This window comes from Marinobacter sp. KM021 (assembly GCF_050707965.1).
Taxonomy (GTDB): Bacteria; Pseudomonadota; Gammaproteobacteria; order Pseudomonadales; family Oleiphilaceae; genus Marinobacter; species Marinobacter shengliensis.
Window position 1 is genome coordinate 4,453,970 of the sequence record NZ_CP136129.1, and the last position, 17,411, is coordinate 4,471,380.

The following is a 17,411-nucleotide window of genomic DNA, read 5'->3' on the forward strand; positions in this document are numbered from 1 at the left end:
ATCAGCCTCGAACTTTCTTGATCAGCCCGGTGGTGGAACGGCCTTCAACCGTGGGCAGAATGGCAACCTCACCGCCGTTTTCCTGAACAAAGTCCGCGCCGACGATGGTGTCGATTGAGTAGTCGCCGCCTTTGGCGAGCACCTGCGGATTCACCCGTTTGATGAGTTGCTCCGGGGTGTCGTTCTCCTCAGTGTTGTCACCGAAGGGGATGACCCAGTCCACACAGGCCAGGGCGGATAGCACTTCCATCCGGTCTTCCAGCGAGTTCACCGGGCGCTCCTCGCCCTTCAGGCGACGCACGGAGGCATCGGAGTTCAGCCCGACAACCAGTCTGTCACCGAGCGCCCGGGCCTGGGCCAGGTAGCGCACATGGCCGGCGTGCAGGATGTCGAAGCAACCGTTGGTAAAGACAATCCGTTCGCCCTGTTGTCGGGCGTAATCAATGTGCAGCAGGCTCTGCTCGACGCTGGGGTGGTAGCCGCTGGTCTTGGCCGACCACTGGTGGCTGGCGCGGGCAGCCAGTTCCTCCGGGGAAACGGTTGCGGCGCCTAGTTTGGCGACCACAATGCCAGCCGCAAGGTTGGACAGCCAGGCGGCGTCTTTCAGATCAAACCCGGCGCTCAGCAAGGTGCCCAGTGTAGCAATCACAGTGTCACCGGCGCCGGTGACATCGCTTACTTCCAGGACTTCCGCCGGGAAATGGTGGTGCTCCGTCGGGGTGATCAGACTCATGCCTTGCTCGCTACGGGTCAGCAGCATGGTATCGATGCCCGCGTCGGCCAGCATGGCGCGGGCCGAACGCAGCATGGCGTCATCTGAGGAGGCATCTCCGCCGGCGGCCTTGAACTCACTCAGATTTGGGGTAATGACGGTTGCGCCACGATACAGGGAGAAGTCTTTGCTTTTCGGGTCCACCAGCACTTGTTTGCCGGCCTTTCGCGCAGCCTGGATCAAGTCGCCAACACAGGCGAGGGTGCCTTTGGCGTAGTCGCTGATGATGACGGTATTGTATTGCTCAACCAGTTCGCCGTAACGCTGCTTAATGCTTTCGGCCTGGGCGACGGGAAAGGTGTCTTCCATGTCTAGCCGAACCATCTGTTGATGGCGGGAGATAATACGGGTTTTGGATATGGTGCGTGCGTCGTCCAGTTCCAGGAGCTCGGAATGGACCTTTTCCTTGACCAGAAGATCTTTCAGCAAACGACCGTCTGTGTCGTTGCCGATGATGCCAAGAATGGCGGCCTGGCCGTCAAGGTGGGCAATGTTTCTGGCAACGTTGGCGGCACCGCCGGCCCGGTCTTCTGTGTGTGCGACGCGTACCACCGGCACCGGTGCTTCCGGTGAAATGCGGTTGGTGTCACCAATGAAATAGCGGTCGAGCATGACATCGCCAATCACCAGCACAGAGGCGTTCTGAAGCTGGTCCAGCCGGGCCAGATCAAGCATCAGTCAAGGCCTCCGGACAGCACCACCTCATCCATCGCTTCACACAGCCAGTGGCCGATGAACATATGGGCCTCCTGGATGCGGGCGGTTTCGTCACTGTTGATGATGATGGACAGCCTGGCGATGTCTTTTACCTTGCCGCCATCCCGGCCGGTCAGAGCAACGGTTGCGGCGCCCATGTCGTTGGCAGCTTTCAGGGCCCGGTTGATGTTCTCACTCTGGCCGGAGGTGGTCAGGCCGATCACCAGATCTTCAGGCTTTCCCAGGCCCAGAACTTGTCGCTCAAATACGGTCTCGAATTCGTAGTCGTTCGGGTGTGCTGTCAGAATGGACGTGTCTGTGGTCAGGGCGATGGAGGCCAGGGGGCCGCGCTCTTTTTTATAGCGGACCATGAACTCGGCCGCCAAATGCTGCGAATCTGCAGCACTGCCGCCGTTGCCCAAGAAAATGATCTTGCCGCCCCGTTTCAGGCTTTGGCGCGTCAGCTCCAACAGTTGCTCGACGGCTTCCTGGTGTTCTTCCATCACTGCAAAGGTTTTGCGGTGCCGTTCCAGGGTGGCGAGGTAACTGCTTTGCTGGGACATGTGAGCCTCCGGTATGAACAATCCCAAAGTCGACCCGGTGCGGCAGCACCAGTTCCAAGCGCGAAGTGTACCATGGCCGCAACAGGCGTCCCATATGCTTTTTCACAGACTAACCGCCCGTTAATCCAGTGTTCATCATGGTTCTGGCCGATGGAGACTCGGGCTCTGGTTGTTTTAGGCAGGTACAAAAGAGGTTAGTATTACGGCTGAACACAGCGGCCATCTTCTGGCCTGTCCGCACAGAAATTTCAGGAGCCTTACCATGATTGTCGTCACTGGCGGTGCCGGTTTCATTGGAGCCAACATTATTCACGCCCTTAACTCGCGTGGCGAAACCGATATTCTGGTGGTGGACGATCTGACCGACGGTACCCGTTTCCGGAACCTGGCGGAGCTGGATGTCACGGATTACATGGACAAAGGCGAGTTCCTGGAGCGGGTCAAAGCGAATGACCTGCCGGTGGGTATAAGGGCCATCTTCCACGAGGGGGCCTGTTCAGACACCACCGAGTGGGATGGCAAGTTCATGATGGAGAACAACTACACCTACTCCAAGGTGTTGTTGCACTGGTGCCTTGATCGCAAGGTGCCGTTCCTCTATGCGTCCAGTGCCGCCGTCTACGGAGCCAGTGATGAATTTCGCGAAGAGCGCGAGTGCGAGCGACCGCTTAACGTTTACGGTTATTCCAAGTGGCAGTTTGACCAGTACGTGCGCAAGATTCTGCCCTCCGCCCGCAGCCAGGTTGTTGGTTTCCGCTACTTCAACGTGTATGGCCCGAGGGAGCAGCACAAGGGCAAGATGGCGTCCGTGGCCTATCACCTGCATGAACAGATCAAGGCCGGCCAGAACCCCAAGCTGTTCGAGGGGTGGGATGGATACTCTGATGGTGGTCAGCAGCGGGATTTCGTTTACGTGGATGATGTCTGCAAGGTCAACCTCTGGTTCTACGACAACCCCGAACAATCCGGCATTTTCAACCTGGGTACAGGGCGCGCCCAGTCGTTTCTGGATGTGGCAGAGGCTGTTATCCGCTACCACGGCAAGGGCAGTGTTGAGTTCATTCCCTTCCCGGATGAGTTGAAAGGGCGCTATCAGAGCTTTACGCAGGCCGATATTACCGCTTTGCGTGATGTTGGCTACACCGCTGATTTTGCTGATGTGGCCAGCGGTGTTGAGAGCTATCTGGCCTGGCTGGACCGATGAAATACCTGGTGGTAGGGCCGTCCTGGGTGGGTGACATGGTCATGGCCCAGGCGCTGTTCATGTCCCTCAAGCAGCAGGACCTGCAAGCAGAAGTCGATGTGCTGGCTCCCGGGTGGTCGCTCCCGATCATCGCCCGTATGCCTGAGGTCAACACAGGCATTGCGGCACCCTGGAAAAGTGGCGAGCTGGCCCTGAAGGCTCAGTGGCGACTGGCCAGAACGCTGAAAGGGTATGATAAAGCCATTGTCCTGCCGCGTTCGTTCAAGTCCTCTTTGATCCCTTTCTTTGCAGGCATTCCCGAGCGAGTGGGTTTCAGTGGGGAAGGGCGCTCGATTCTACTGACCGATGCCCGGCGCAGACACCCAACTCGAGACGGCTCTACCATCACCGACAAAACCGTGTGGCGCTACATGGGGCTTGGGGCCAGCAAGGCGGATTACGAAACCTATCGGTTTGATGTGCCACAACCGTCACTGACGATTGACAAAGCGAACCTGAACGACGTGATGGGCAAACTGGGCCTGGACCCGGAACGCCCCGCCATTGCCATCTGCCCCGGTGCGGAGTTCGGCCCAGCAAAGCAGTGGCCTCTTGAAAACCACCGGGCGCTCGCTGAAAAACTGGTGCAGCAGGGCTTTCAGGTCTGGGTTATGGGCGGTCCGAAAGATATGGAGCCGGGTGAGCAGATTGCCAATGGTCAGGAGGGCGTGTTCAATCTTTGTGGCAAAACCCGCCTGGAAGATACCGTGGACCTGTTCAGTCATTGCCGCAAAGTGGTCAGTCACGATTCCGGCTTGATGCACGTGGCCGCCGCATCTGGTGCTGATGTGGTTGCCATCTACGGTTCCACCAGCCCGGATTTCACGCCTCCGCTGACGGATAAGGCGACGATTGTCCGGCATCCGGTGGAGTGTAGTCCCTGCTTTGAGCGCACCTGCCGTTTTGGCCATTACAACTGCTTGACCGGTATTTCCGTGCAGCGAGTTCTGGAGGCGTGCCAGTGAAACTCAGCGCGGTACTGATTACCAAAAACGCAGGGCCTGAGTTTGCCAAATGCCTGGAGAGTCTGGCTTTTGCCGATGAGATTGTAGTGCTGGACTCTGGTTCTACGGACGATACGCTGGCCGTCGCCGAGCAATTCGGGGCGCGCATTTTCCAATCGGACGACTGGCCAGGCTTTGGTCCGCAGCGTCAGAGGGCCCAAAGCCACGCGCAGGGCGAGTGGTTGTTCTGGATCGATACCGACGAAGTGGTCACCCCGGAACTGGCCTCCTCCATTCAGCGCGCCATCGAACAGGCTCCGGCGAAGAAGGTGTTTCAGGTAAAGCGGTTGTCGTGGTTTTTTGGCCGTTTCATCCGGCACTCTGGCTGGTATCCCGACAAAGTGGTCCGGTTGTACCGCCGTGAAGAATTCGGTTATGACGATGCGCTGGTGCATGAAAAGGTACACTGCCCAGGCGCCAGCGTGGAGACATTGGGCGGGGATCTACTGCACTATACCGCGACCAATTTCCCTGATTACATGTCGAAATCCGTCCGTTATGCAGAGGATTGGGCCGAGGGGCGGGCCCGCCGTGGCAAGAAAGCCTCACTGTTTTCCGCCTGCACCCACAGTTTAGGCGCATTTGTCCGGAAGTATCTGCTTCAAAGGGGTTTTCTGGACGGCCGGCATGGGTTTTTGCTGGCCGTCACCACCGCCATTTATGCCTTCAACAAATACGCAGCACTCTGGATTAAAACTCGCCGTTGACGGTTTCGCTCAGCACCTTCAAAAGGGCTTCAGACGAATGCTGTACGTGAAAGTGCGAGGCGATTCTATCTCGAGCGCTTTGGCCCATATTTGCGCATAGTTCTGGGGATTCATGCAGCCGCTGAATGCCTGCAGCAATTTCTTCAGCGCTACCGGGCGTTACGCGTATGCCGGAAACGCCATCTTCAATGAGCTCCGCACTTCCTCCGGTATCGCTGACGATTGGTGCAACGCCATAGGCCATAGCTTCAATCACCGTTTTTGGAAGCCCCTCACGTTTGGTCGAAGCCAGCACGGATACCTGGCAGGACGCAATGATGGCTGGCGCGTCTTTTCTGAATCCAGTCAGGTGAATTCTGTCGGCCATCGGGCTGGCCTGGATTAGAGCCTGAACCTCTGGATTGTCCATTCCCCGGCCCACGAGCAATAGGTGGATGTTGCTGTCCGCGGGTAAAAGGTGTGTGGCTTTCAGCAGAATTGGCAGTCCTTTTCTGGGGCGGATATTTGCCACCGACCCAACCACAAAGGCGCCATCCGGTACGCCGAATTGTTTGAGGTCTGCCGGAGTATCCTGGTACCAGTCGAGATCGTGGCCTTTATAGACCGTACAAACTTTGTCTTTGTTGCCCCAGACGTGCTTTTGTAGGTCATCGCGGGTTGCTTTGGAAACGCAGATAATTCGATCCACCCGTGGGCTTAAGTGGGTCAGGTAGCCACTTGGGTCCCAGCGGCTGATATTGCCGGTTTGGCCTCGATAGGTCATAACTTTGACTGGCAGGCCGATTGCCGCAAGGTTGGTGTTAGCGATGGCTTTGTTGTTAAAGCAGTACACGGCGTCAAACTTGCCTTCGATCAGGAGGTGACGAATTCGACGAATGGCTTCAGGCTCTATTTTCTTTCGGGGATGGAAACCGTGTACCTTGATGCCGTTTTCTTCAAATCGGGAGCGGTACTCCGCATCCGGTTGTGTCATCAGCTCAACTTCGACACCCAATTTTGCCAGCCCGATCAGCATTTCGGCTTCTGGCCGAACAGAGTTCCAGGTATCTACATAGGAGCTGATTACAAGTAGCTTCACAGTGTTATGTCCTTTTCATGGTCGATCTCTTACACTGCCGCCATTAAAACATCGACGGGGCCGAGTTGGTATGCACATTTGCCACGTAAATCTGGCCGGAGGTTTTTCCGGTGGTGAGCGACAGACCGTAAACCTGATTCGGGAGCTGGCGAAGCGTGGCATTCAGCAATCGCTGGTGGCCCGGCCGGGGAGTCGTCTATGGGCTGAGCTGGAAAGCATCCAATCGCTCGGTAGGCGAGAGACTGCACATTTTCTGCTGGGCCACGGCAAGGGGGATTGGGACCTCGTTCATTGCCACGACGGTAAATCAGTCTACTGGGCCTGGATCGAGTCCCGCCTGCGTAGAACGCCTTACGTCGTCACACGGCGAGTCGATAATCCCATCGGAACCGGGCGCCTGACGTCTGCGGCCTATGGCGGAGCCGCGACCGTCGTCTGCCTGAGTTCGGCCATTGAATCAGTTGTACAACAGCGACTGGGCCGCGTGGACACTGTCATCATTCCCTCGAGTTTCTCAGGCTTTCCCGCCGCACCAGACGCCGTCGAAGCTATCCGGCAGCAGTATCCCGCCAAACGCCTGGTTGGCCAAGTGGGGCGCCTCCTGAAGCACAAGGGTTATCACATCACGATTGAGGCAGCGCGTTTGCTGGGCAGCCTCAGGCCAGACGTGCAGTTCATTTTCCTGGGAGAAGGGCCAGATGAACAGTGGCTCAAGTCCCAGGCACAGGGTTTGCCCAACGTCAGTTTTCTGGGGCATAAAGATAACGTCGGGGATTGGTTGGCAGCTCTGGATGTCTTCGTGTTCCCCTCACTCTCCGAGGGGCTTGGCTCAACGATTCTTGAGGCCATGCAACATCGTGTGCCGGTGGTTGGGGCCAAAGCCGGAGGCATTCCTGATCTGATCTCCGATAAAGCGAATGGTCTTCTGGTATCTCCGGGTGACCCGGAGGCTTTGGCGTCGACGATTCAGTTTATCCTCGATAACCCAGAGCAGGCCGCCGCTTTCGCAGACGCTGCCCAGGCTGGATTAACAGCGTTCAGCCCTGCATCGGTAGCGGAGCGTTACCTGGGACTCTATTCCGCAACCTTGCAATCCTAAGGGAGTTCCTGGCAGCCGGGCGGTTAGTCGCAAATCTGCCCGGGCTTATAAGGATTCGGGTTCCCCGGCGGCCGGTGCCGCATACGTTTGTACTCCCACTGGTACTGTTCAGGGGCCATTCGCACCACCTTTTCCACGGATTGATTCAAGGCGGTGGCGCCGGCCACTGTATCATCGGCACCAATGCCAGGCTCCGCCCGAGTGACCAGAATCTTGAAGCCTTCGCCGTTGGGCAGGCGCTCGGCGTAGGTCACCAGAACATTGGCCCCGGTTTTCTGTACCAACTTGCCGACCAGGGTCATGGTCATCACGTCCATGCCAAAAAAGGGCGCGTAGGCGTTGGTTTTGCCCCGGGGAGATTGGTCGGGGAGAATGCCGGCTACGCCGCCTTCCTTCAAAATACCCATCAGGCGCATCAGGCCTTTACGGTCGCCGCGCACCAGTTCGGAGCCCAGGCGCCCCCTCACCCGAATCATGTAATCTTCGAATTCCTTGATGTGCGGAGGGCTGTATAGTGCGGCCATTTTATACCGGGAGGAGAAAAACAGGCCGGCCAGCTCCCAGTTGCCAAGGTGGGGCGCGAGCAAGATCAATCCTTTGCCGGTCGCCAGGGCCTCATCAACCAGCTCCAGGCCTTCCGTTTCCTTGATCAACCCGAGGCACTTATCGACGGGCCACTCCCACATCAGCGGGATCTCCAGGGCCGTCATGCCGGTATGGGCCAGCGAGTCTCTGGAAAGGTCCCTGCGCTGCTCTTCGGTGAGTTCCGGCAGGCAGATGTCCAGATTGATGTCGGTGATCTTCTTTGGCCTGCCGCCCAGTTTCCAGGCCAGGAGCCCCAGCCATTTGCCGATGAACTGTGCGGCTCCCAGGGGTAAATAGCTAACCATCCGCAACAGGCCGGCAATCAGGTAATACTTGAATTTGCTCATGATCTGCCGTACCGGTCCTCGAATCGTACAATATCGTCTTCGCCCAGATAGGATCCGGACTGCACTTCAATCAGTTCCAGATCAATAACGCCGGGGTTTTCAAGGCAATGGATCTGGCCGACCGGTATGTAAGTGGACTGGTTTTCGGTCACCAGGTACGACTCCTCGCCATTGGTTACCTTTGCGGTGCCGCTGACGACAATCCAGTGTTCTGCCCGGTGGTGGTGCATCTGGACAGACAGCTTGGCGCCGGGCTTCACGGTGATGCGTTTCACCTGGTAGCGGTGGCCATTATCGATGGAATCATATACACCCCAGGGCCGGTAGACTTCCCGGTGATTCATGTGCTCGTGTCGACCATCATTCTTGATGCGTTCAACCACCTTTTTGACATCCTGGACCTGATCTTTATGGGCGACCAGCAAGGCGTCTTTGGTTTCAATGATCACCAGATCTTTCACGCCAACCGTGGCCACAAGGCGGCTGTCTGCCCGCACCAGAGTGCTCTCTGTGTTATGGGCGATGACATCACCGCTGAATGCGTTTCCGCAGCTGTCTTTCTCGGAAACTTCCCACAAGGCGGACCAGGAGCCGATATCGCTCCAGCCGGCATCGAGCGCTACCACGGCGGCGTTATCGGTCTTTTCCATCACGGCGTAATCGATGGAATCTTCCGGGCACTCGGCGAATACGCTTTCATTCACGCGGGTGAAGTGCAGATCCTCGCTGGCGTCGTCCAGCGCTGCCTGGCAGATGGCGAGAATGTCCGGGCGGTGTTTCTGCAGTTCCTGAAGGTAGGTGCGGGCGCCGAACAGGAACATGCCACTGTTCCAGAGGTAATCACCGGATGCGAGGTATTCTTCCGCGGTAGTCTGGTCGGGCTTCTCTACAAACCGGCTGACACTGAAACTGTCGGCGGCCAATTTCGGGCCTTGCTGGATGTAGCCGTAACCGGTTTCCGCATGGCCGGGTACTATGCCGAAGGTCACCAGCTTATCCTCCTGAGCCAGAGGAATGGCCTTCTGGATGCCGCTCTGGAACGCAGCGATGTCTTTGATCAAGTGGTCTGCGGCCAGAACCAGCATCAGCGGGTTCTGATTTTCATCGATGTTCTTGACCAGTTGCAGGGCTGCCAGAGCGATGGCCGGTGCCGTGTTGCGCCCACAGGGCTCCAGAATAATTCGGGCATCTTTGTAGCCCGCCTGGCGCATTTGCTCGGCCGCCAGAAAACGGTGGTCTTCATTGCAGATCAGGAGTGGATCGGCGGATTCCATCCCATCCAGCCGGGCCACGGTCAGCTGCAGCATGGATAGATGTTGGTCCGTCAGTTTCAGGAACTGCTTGGGGTTCAGTTGCCTGGATAACGGCCAAAGGCGAGAGCCGGTGCCTCCGGCCATAATGACGGGGTGAATCATGTGTTTGCTCCACGCGTAGCTTTCGGTCAGCATTGTCCTTTTCTGATGGCTGAATATTATCACAGGTGCGCTAACTCGGCAGTGTTTGGGGCCGAGCAGGGTCCAGTTTGCGGGTGTTTATGATGAAACTGCCGTTATCGGTTTACTACATCACGTTGAATGAAGAGCAGAGGCTGCCGGAATCTCTTGAGAAGGTGAAGGACTGGGCTGATGAAATCATCGTTGTTGATTCGGGTAGTACAGACCGAACCTGTGAACTAGCAGAGGCCGCGGGCGCCCGGGTGGTTTATCGGGAATGGGAAGGCTTTGCGAGCCAGAAGGCCTATGCCGCCAGCCTGTGTGCGAACGACTGGGTACTTGATCTGGATGCTGATGAAGTGCTTTCCGATACCCTGGTACGAAACATCAAGCAGCTGTTTTCCAAGCCGATCTCTCCGGATATCGCTGGTTATCGTATGCGTTGGGTTTTGTCGTCCCCCAACCCGAGGCACCCTTTTCGGCACGACAAGTCCAAGAAGATCCTGCGGCTCTACAATCGGAAACGGGCTGCGATCCATGCGGAAAAACACAGTAACGATGATCGGCCTAGAGTGCATACAGGTAGCGTGTTGGAGCTCAAAGGCGATGTCTTGCACAGGACATTGATTTCTCTGGAGCAGATGGAGAGAAAGTACATTCAACTGTCCAGTGAGCAGGCCCGGTTCCTCTATGAGAAGGGCAGGCGAATTTCGACCCCGCGTTTGATGGTCGAATTTCCTTTGAAGTTTTTGAAGTATTACCTGATCCACCGTCAGGTATTGAATGGCTGGTTCGGGTTCAGTGTTTCAGTAGTGGCCGCAAACCGTAATTTCATGCGGTTGGCGAAGGCAAGGGAATTGCAGATGCTCGAGATAATCAGTCGTTCCGGTGGCGAGGAGCAGTAAGACGCTCTCACAGGTGCTATTCGGCTTGATACACTCTGACGGTTGCCTCTGCCATGCCCCTGAGCGAGAGGTGTGTCTGCGCATAGTCGAATGCGGATTGCTCAGATTCTTGAAGACCATCCAGGTTGTTCAGTGCGCTGGCGATGACGTCGGCGATAGCCTGCGCGGAAATGTCCCTGGCGAGCGCGTTCTCGGGAAGCAGGTCGACACTGCCGGAAACCGGGGTTGAGACCACCGGCAGTCCGGCCATCAAGGCTTCGATCAAAACGTAAGGAAACCCCTCCCGCCTTGAGCTGAGAACCATCAAGTCTGCATTGGACAATGCCGATGCCAGCGTTGTTTGGTGTCCTGCCATCTTCACCGAGTGTCTCAGGCTTTCATCGCCAATCAGCCGATGCAGGTTTCTGGCTTCAGAGCCGTCACCAAAGATGGTGAGGTGTGCCGTCGGAAAGCGGTCATGGATCATGCTCCATGCCTGGATTAGCATGTCGAACCCCTTTACTGGCTCCAGCCTCCCGGCAGCAATGACGTTCGTTGTTTCGGGGAGTGGATAGTTGCCGGGGGGCGATTCCGGGGTTTCCTTCCGGATTCCATTGTAAATCAGATGACGGGACCGGTGACTAAGGCCCTCGTAGATCGACCCGCTGACGGCAATGACTTTGTCCAGCACAAGGAAAGGGCGAAGGTTTGATTTGCTTCCGTGAATCGTCCCTACGGTTTGCCAGGTCTGACGAGGCAACCTGCCGAGTATGACGGCGGCTTTATTGCCGTGGGCATGAGCAATATCGGGCGAAACCCGCTTCAATATCCGGGAAACACACCAACGAAGCCAGGGGTTGTTTCGGCTCAGCTTCATCGGGCACGGATGAAACTCGGCGAATGGGAAGTGCGAGCGGTAGTCAGGATGGGCGATTATGTGCACCTCATGCCCGAGGCTCGTGAGGGCTTCCGCCAGGTCCGCCACATGTTTTTCCATGCCACCCCAGGCACTACCAGGCGTTGCGAGTATCAGGGCGACCTTCAATCGGGCCTCCCGTTCAGGGCCTGCTGGTATACCCGAAGCGTCGCCTCCGTCTGCGTCCGCAACAAAAACCGCTCCGGCAACTCAATCTCTGGCCGGGGCTTATCCAGCAATCCCAGCACCGCACTGGCGAATGCCCCGGTATCATCCGGCGTCACCAGTCCGTCCCGAAAGCATGCCTGCAGCGTTTCCGCCGCACCGCCCCGGTTGTAGGCCACCACTGGCGTGCCGGATGCCAGGGCTTCGGTCACCGTGCGTCCGAAGGGTTCCGGCTTGGTGGACATGTGGCAAACCACATCAGCGAACAGATACAGGTTGGTCATGTCGTTGCGCTGGCCGAGGAATGTGACTTTATCGGTCAGGCCAAGCCGGCTGCGCTCTTTTTCAAGCTCCTGCAGGAATCGTTCTTTTCCCGGTTCGGCCCCGCCCACGATGATGCCGTGACAGTCCAGCCGCTGGCGGACAATGCGGGCCATGGCTTCAAGGTAGTCCAGTTGGCCTTTCCAGCGGGAAATGCGGCCGGGCATCATAATGATTTTCTTGCCGGCCAGTTGGGGGAAGCGGGACAGGAGGATGTCCAGCCACTGGTCGTTGATGGCGCGGTTGCGGAAGGCGTCGATGTCGACGCCGCGCTGGATCACCGTCAGCTTGTCTTCCGCTACCTCGAAATTCTTCAACACGTAATCCCGCACGCAATTGGAGACGGCAATGATCTGGTCCGCCCTGGTCATGATGGCGCTGTAGGGATTAACGGAATACATGCCGTGAAAGGTCGAGACAACGGCGGGCTGTTGGTCGGCAGGCAGGGTCTTCAGGGCCAGATGGATAATCCAGGCGGGCATGCGTGAGCGCACATGCACGATGTCAGGCCGCAGCTCCTGCAACAGCTTGCGCATGGGCAGAATCTGCCCGAATGACGCGGGCGTTTTCCGGTGGATGGGCATGTGGATGTGGGTTGAGCCCTGGCCGCGCACTTGCTCTGCCATGGGCCCACCGTTGGAGACCACAAAAGACTCATGGCCACGCTTGACCAGCTCGGCGGCGAATTCCACCGTGCCTCTTTCCACGCCACCGCTATAGAGCGCAGGAAGAGCCTGGAGAATCTTCATTGCCTGGCCTCCTTTCCTGATTGCTGAAAAGCAGCCAAATAGTTGCCCGCCACCCATCGGGCAGCCCGGTCGGCCTCCCAGAGGCGTTCATGTCTTTCCGCCTGTTCGGCCATCACGCTGGCATGGTCTGCCCAGTGGGCAATCAGCCCCCGCTCTGCCAGGCGTTTTACTCCGTTCGCCACGCGGCTGTTGGCACGCGCATTCAGGTTCAGCAGGCCGGTGGGAACGCTGGAAGTGGCGGCTTCGCACACCATGGAAATGCTGTCCGGCGTTACCCAGACCGCGCGGGAAGCAGCGAGCTGGTGGCTGAGCCAGTCGTCGTGGGTACGGGTGTGATGCACTACGGAGATTTTCGGGCTCTGCAATTCGGCCAGCCGATCGGTGGTGCTTTCTGGTGTGCGCCGGGAATCGGTGATGGTCCAGCGCCACTGAGGGTAGCGGGCTATCAGGTCACTGACCTGGTTCAGAATGGCATCGTCGTTCCAATCGAAATGTTCCGAACGCCCACCCACCAGGATCAGGGCTTCCGGTTTGCTGGTCAGCCGGGCGAGGGGTGTGATGGTGTTGATCACGCCTTCGGTGTGCAGGATGTTGTTAGCGGGCTTTACCTCATCATGGGTCGGGATAATCGCGCCATCTACCCAGCCCAGTGGGAAGGCCGGTTTCATCAGTACCAGGGTTTTGGCCTTGCCCAGGCGCCGAAGTGCCAGTAATAAACGATGAGTACCGGTGCCTGCGGCCACAATCAGGTCCGGTTTGGGCAGTGCTGTATCCATAGCTGGGGCCACACCCAGCAGGGCCCGCCACAGAGGTACCGGGTATTCTTCGGCACTGATCCAGTAGAGCGCCGCGCCGGTCAGCACCCGCAGGCGATTGCCCAGCCCCTTGAGTTGGTTTTTGTGGCCGGGCTTGTTGTCTGTCAGCAGCCAGACAACCGGTGCTTGCGAGTGATTGCTCACGGGTTATTCCTTGCGCTTGCGCCCGTAAAAGCCGGGGTCTTCGCGGTCAGGGCGGGTTTTGAAGCGCCGGTGCATCCACAGGTATTGGTCTGGCGCTTTGCGAATTTCCTGCTCGATGACGGCGTTGATCCGGGTTGCATCGTCCAGGTCGTCACCGCTTGGGAAGTTCTCAAGGGCGGGGTGGAAATAGATGTCATAGCCGGGCTTGTCATCGCGGCGAAAATGGCTGAAGGGCACGACTTTACAGCCGCTGCGTTCGGCAATTCGCGAGGTGGCTGTGATGGTGCCGGCGGGAATGCCGAAGAAGGGGGCGAACACGATGTCCTTGCGGCCGTAGTCCTGATCTGTCGCGTACCACACGGCGCGATTTTTCTTGAGGCTCCTGAACAGGCCGCGCAGGTCGCGGGCACCTAGTACGTTGCCATAGCGCCGGCCCCGGGCCCTGGTCATTACGGCATTCATCAACGGATTGTTGTGATCACGCTGCATGACGTCGGCTTCTATGTATTCGGTGACCAGGCTGCCACCCAGGTCGAGCGTGCTGTAATGGCCGCCCAATAGCAGCACACCCTTGCCGGCTTCCAGCGCTTTCTCGAAATGTTCGATACCGTGAATGCGGGTCATGCCGGTCAGCTTGGCCGGGTCCCGGAACCAGGCAATGCCGAGCTCCATCAATCCGATACCATTGGCGATAAATGCGTTGCGCACCAGGGCGGTCTGTTGCTGTTCGTTCAGTTCCGGGAAGCACAGCCGGATGTTGACTTCGGTAATGTGCCGCCGGCTTTTAGCTAACTTCCAAACCAGCAACCCGATCACCTTGCCAAGCCACCACTGAACACGGAGGGGAAGCTGTGCTACCAGCCACATCAACCCGATACCCAGCCAGGTTGGCCACCAGCGAGGATGACGGTAAGCTGAATAGTCGGTATTCCTTGGAAGTTTGCGGTACTTCTTTTTCAAAATCGTGAATCCTGCATCGACAAACGTTTAACCCGGGGGCAAGATGCAACCCCTCGACATTTTTCGCCCTATGATAACGCACTGTTTTGCCGGGAGTCCTGCGTGTTCCAGTTTATCTATTCCCTGCTGATTCGCCTGGCTCTGCCGTTTATTCTCATCCGGCTTTGGTGGCAAGGCCGCAAGGCGCCGGCGCTCAGGCAAGACTGGCAGCATCGCCTGGGCCACGTGCCTTCCATACCCGGGCCTGTAATCTGGGTGCATGCGGTCTCCGTGGGCGAGACCATCGCCGCCGGCCCCATGGTGCGTCGACTGTTGGCGCGCAATCTCGGTGCCACCATTCTGATGACCGCCATGACCGACACCGGCCTTGCCCAGGCCCGGAAAATGTTTGGTAACAGGGTAACCTATGCCTACGCGCCGTACGACACACCGGGCGCCATCCGTCGATTTCTTCGGCGGGTCAATCCCCGCATTCTGGTCATCATGGAAACCGAGATCTGGCCCAATATGATCAGCCAGTGCCGCCGCAAAAACGTGCCGGCGTTTCTGATCAACGCCCGGCTGTCGGAGCGCTCGGCCCGGGGCTACGAGCGGGTCAGGGGGCTGGCGGCGCCGATCATGAAAAGCATCACCTGGGTGGCTGCCCAGGCAGAACCTGATGCAGAACGCTTTCGTCGAATTGGGGTTGCGGCAAGCCACGTGGAGGTGACGGGCAGTGTGAAGTTCGATGTCGACATTCCGGAGGATGTCCGGCTTGCCTCTGAACGTTTTCGTACCACACTTGGCCCACGTCCGGTCTGGATCGCCGGAAGCACACACAGTGGCGAGGATGAACAGCTGCTTCAGGCTCACCGATTGGTGCTTGCGAGACACCCTGATGCCCTGTTGATTATTGTACCGCGCCACCCGGAACGCTTTGATACCGTGGCGGTGATGGCGCAGGAGTTGGGTTTTCAGGTGGTACGGCGATCCCTGGCGCAGAGTGCCGAAGGGGCGCAGATTTATCTGGCCGATACCATGGGGGAGCTGATGATGCTCTATGGGGCCAGCGACCTTGCCTTTGTGGGTGGTTCACTGATCGAACGGGGCGGTCACAATCCGCTGGAGCCGGCAGCCTGGGGTATCCCGGTGTTCTCCGGGCCTCATGTGTTCAATTTTGAGACCATCTACGAACGGTTGCTGGCAGACCAGGGTGTGCAGTTGGTTCAAGAGCCAGACGATCTGGCCCGGGCCATCAATCGGTTGTTTGCCAACCTGGCGGAATGCAAGGCCTATGGGGAGCGAGCGCTGGCCGTGGTTAATAAAAACCGGGGCGCGCTGGATAGGGTGGTTGAGGGGATAATCGAAAGGCTGTGATTCCGGGGCGGTCGCCACCGGAATCACACGAACGATGACGCCGTTACTGCGTTGGGTCGTCCAGGGTCAGATCTTCTTCTGCCAGAGCTTCGATGCCTCTGGCGTTGGCGCTGAGCCAGTTGTTCAGTTCAATCAGGTCTTGCGGGCTCAGAGTGCCTGCCGCCTGCTTCAGCTGCAGCGTGTTGATCACGTAGTCGTAGCGGGCATTGGCATAGTCCCTAAGGGCAACGTAATACGCCCGCTCGGCATCCAGCACTTCCACAATGTTCCTGGTTCCCACATCGTAACCGGCACGGGTGGCATCCAGCGCACTGCGGCGGGAGATGATGGTCTGCTCCAGAGCCGAGGCGGTTTCAACGTTATTGTTTACGGTCAGGTACAGGCTGCGTGTATTTACCCGAACATCCCGGCGCGTGGTGTTCAGGTCTTCCTGAGCGGCGGTAACCAGCGAGCGCTGCTGGCGCACGCCGGCTTGTGTGCCACCGCCCATGTAGAGTGGAACATTCAGCTCAAGGCCAATCACGCCTTGTGTGCCTTCCTGCTGAGTATTCTTGGCTCCATCCAGTTCAGACTTGCCATAAGACGCAAACAGGTCAAGCGTGGGGAGGTGGCCGGATTTCGCAACCTTCAGGTTGGCTTCATTGGCATTCAGCTGATACAGCGCAGACTGGATAACCCAGTTCTGCTCGAGCGCGGTGTTTTCCCAGGCGGAAGGGTCCATCGGCTCTGGCCGGCCAAGCGGGAAGTTTTCTCGCAGGTTTTCCAGGTCCTCTGCGTATTCGCCGGTCAGCCGGGCCAGTTGCTCGCGTGCCACGTTCAGTTGGTTCTCCGCAGCAATGCGCTGGCTCTTGCTGTCGTCGTAGCTGGCGCGCGCCTCGTAAACTTCGGTAATGGCGATCAGGCCAACGTCAAAGCGTTCCTGAGCCTGTTCATATTGGCGCTGTATGGCGGCCTCTGTAGCGCGGGCGGTGGTGACCGTATCCTGGGCACGCAGCACGTTGAAGTAGGCAGTGGCCACATCCAGAATCAGCTGCTGTTGGGCCAGGTTGTACTGGGCCTGGGCGGCTTCGGTCTGGAACTGACTGGCATCGTAGCGGAACCAGTCTTGAGCCCGGAACAGTGGCTGGGTCAGCTCGACGCCGTAGCGGTAGGTTCGATAACTGTCTCCCGAGAAGAGTTGCCGCGTCAGCTCATCGGCGTTTGCCCCCCCGGGTATATTCCTGGGCTCGAAACGTGTGTAGCTTGCTGACCCAACCGCCGAGATTTTGGGCAGCAGGGCGCTCTTGCTGACATCGCTGGTTGCCTGCTGTGCCTGGAACTGTGCCATGGCAGAGGCAATGCCGGAGTCATAAGACAGGGCTTTCTCGTAGGTTTCCATCAGATCCAGAGCAAGCGCAGGCTGGGCTGCGAGCAGGGTGATCAATCCTGGAAGTAGACGTTTCTTCATTGTTTCTCCTGAAAAACTAACTCCGGGAATCTGCCCGGCAATGACCCAAAGGTATTGGTTGGCCATTATGGACAATAATCAGTCCGGCCTCTACACTTGCATAGCTCAACCAGTTTGTGAGCAAAAC

At 57.9% G+C, this 17,411-nt stretch carries 16 protein-coding genes; 6 read left to right on the forward strand and 10 right to left on the reverse strand.

The annotated features are described in order from the left end of the window. Position 1 precedes the first annotated feature (1 nt). Both hldE and RVM24_RS20855 read right to left on the reverse strand, forming a co-directional pair. Positions 2–1,450 carry a bifunctional D-glycero-beta-D-manno-heptose-7-phosphate kinase/D-glycero-beta-D-manno-heptose 1-phosphate adenylyltransferase HldE gene (hldE, locus tag RVM24_RS20850; RefSeq protein WP_431475424.1) on the reverse strand — a complete coding sequence of 483 codons (1,449 nt, stop codon included), beginning with the start codon at positions 1,448–1,450 and terminating at the stop codon, positions 2–4. Then, the gene (locus RVM24_RS20855) at positions 1,447–2,031 is read right to left on the reverse strand and encodes a D-sedoheptulose-7-phosphate isomerase (RefSeq protein WP_286253784.1); all 585 of its coding nucleotides are present in this window, start codon (positions 2,029–2,031) and stop codon (positions 1,447–1,449) included. Before RVM24_RS20855 ends, hldE begins: the two co-directional genes overlap by 4 nt. A gap of 262 nt (positions 2,032–2,293) precedes the next feature. Between RVM24_RS20855 and rfaD the strand changes: the two genes are divergently transcribed. Genes rfaD through RVM24_RS20870 form a run of 3 tightly spaced genes read left to right on the forward strand, consistent with a single transcriptional unit; the run spans position 2,294 to position 4,985 of the window. Continuing rightward, positions 2,294–3,235: an ADP-glyceromanno-heptose 6-epimerase gene (gene rfaD, locus RVM24_RS20860; protein ID WP_286253786.1), complete on the forward strand. Its 942-nt coding sequence runs from the start codon at positions 2,294–2,296 to the stop codon at positions 3,233–3,235. Further along, positions 3,232–4,239, forward strand: a complete 1,008-nt coding sequence (gene waaF, locus RVM24_RS20865) for a lipopolysaccharide heptosyltransferase II (RefSeq protein WP_286253788.1) — start codon at positions 3,232–3,234, stop codon at positions 4,237–4,239. The genes rfaD and waaF overlap by 4 nt, the downstream gene beginning before the upstream one ends. Continuing rightward, positions 4,236–4,985: a glycosyltransferase family 2 protein gene (locus RVM24_RS20870; protein ID WP_374815284.1), complete on the forward strand. Its 750-nt coding sequence runs from the start codon at positions 4,236–4,238 to the stop codon at positions 4,983–4,985. Before waaF ends, RVM24_RS20870 begins: the two co-directional genes overlap by 4 nt. On the opposite strand, the gene RVM24_RS20875 is transcribed toward RVM24_RS20870, so the two are convergent. After that, positions 4,969–6,063 (reverse strand): glycosyltransferase family 4 protein, encoded by a 1,095-nt coding sequence (locus RVM24_RS20875; RefSeq protein ID WP_431474687.1) that lies wholly within the window; start codon positions 6,061–6,063, stop codon positions 4,969–4,971. The two genes, RVM24_RS20870 and RVM24_RS20875, sit on opposite strands and share 17 nt — an antisense overlap. Before the next feature lie 70 nt (positions 6,064–6,133). Here RVM24_RS20875 and RVM24_RS20880 point away from each other — a divergent pair, with 70 nt between their 5' ends. Continuing rightward, positions 6,134–7,162 carry a glycosyltransferase family 4 protein gene (locus tag RVM24_RS20880; protein ID WP_431474688.1) on the forward strand — a complete coding sequence of 343 codons (1,029 nt, stop codon included), beginning with the start codon at positions 6,134–6,136 and terminating at the stop codon, positions 7,160–7,162. Positions 7,163–7,185: 23 nt separating this feature from the next. Here the strand turns inward: RVM24_RS20880 and RVM24_RS20885 are convergent, their stop codons facing one another. Then, positions 7,186–8,094 (reverse strand): lysophospholipid acyltransferase family protein, encoded by a 909-nt coding sequence (locus tag RVM24_RS20885; RefSeq protein ID WP_420195140.1) that lies wholly within the window; start codon positions 8,092–8,094, stop codon positions 7,186–7,188. Beyond that, the gene (locus tag RVM24_RS20890; protein WP_138438165.1) at positions 8,091–9,509 is read right to left on the reverse strand and encodes a mannose-1-phosphate guanylyltransferase/mannose-6-phosphate isomerase; all 1,419 of its coding nucleotides are present in this window, start codon (positions 9,507–9,509) and stop codon (positions 8,091–8,093) included. The genes RVM24_RS20885 and RVM24_RS20890 overlap by 4 nt, the downstream gene beginning before the upstream one ends. Positions 9,510–9,631: 122 nt before the next feature. On the opposite strand from RVM24_RS20890, the gene RVM24_RS20895 reads away from it, so the two are divergent. Further along, on the forward strand, positions 9,632–10,432 hold the full coding sequence (locus tag RVM24_RS20895) for a glycosyltransferase family 2 protein (protein WP_230714962.1): 801 nt from the start codon (positions 9,632–9,634) through the stop codon (positions 10,430–10,432). Positions 10,433–10,448: 16 nt separating this feature from the next. On the opposite strand, the gene RVM24_RS20900 is transcribed toward RVM24_RS20895, so the two are convergent. The 4 genes from RVM24_RS20900 to lpxL are packed head-to-tail and all read right to left on the reverse strand — an operon-like array spanning position 10,449 to position 14,481. Continuing rightward, positions 10,449–11,408, reverse strand: coding sequence for a glycosyltransferase (locus RVM24_RS20900; protein ID WP_431474689.1), 960 nt, complete (start codon positions 11,406–11,408; stop codon positions 10,449–10,451). A gap of 44 nt (positions 11,409–11,452) precedes the next feature. After that, positions 11,453–12,562, reverse strand: a complete 1,110-nt coding sequence (locus RVM24_RS20905) for a glycosyltransferase family 4 protein (RefSeq protein WP_431474690.1) — start codon at positions 12,560–12,562, stop codon at positions 11,453–11,455. Further along, positions 12,559–13,521: a mitochondrial fission ELM1 family protein gene (locus tag RVM24_RS20910; RefSeq protein WP_431474691.1), complete on the reverse strand. Its 963-nt coding sequence runs from the start codon at positions 13,519–13,521 to the stop codon at positions 12,559–12,561. The genes RVM24_RS20905 and RVM24_RS20910 overlap by 4 nt, the downstream gene beginning before the upstream one ends. A gap of 3 nt (positions 13,522–13,524) precedes the next feature. Further along, entirely contained in the window at positions 13,525–14,481 is a 957-nt protein-coding gene (gene lpxL / locus RVM24_RS20915; RefSeq protein WP_286253805.1) for an LpxL/LpxP family Kdo(2)-lipid IV(A) lauroyl/palmitoleoyl acyltransferase, read from the reverse strand. Between the two features lie 102 nt (positions 14,482–14,583). Here lpxL and waaA point away from each other — a divergent pair, with 102 nt between their 5' ends. Continuing rightward, positions 14,584–15,837, forward strand: coding sequence for a lipid IV(A) 3-deoxy-D-manno-octulosonic acid transferase (gene waaA, locus RVM24_RS20920; RefSeq protein ID WP_431474692.1), 1,254 nt, complete (start codon positions 14,584–14,586; stop codon positions 15,835–15,837). A 43-nt stretch (positions 15,838–15,880) separates the two neighbouring features. Here the strand turns inward: waaA and RVM24_RS20925 are convergent, their stop codons facing one another. After that, positions 15,881–17,284, reverse strand: a complete 1,404-nt coding sequence (locus RVM24_RS20925; RefSeq protein ID WP_431474693.1) for a TolC family outer membrane protein — start codon at positions 17,282–17,284, stop codon at positions 15,881–15,883. Between the last annotated feature and the right edge of the window lie 127 nt (positions 17,285–17,411).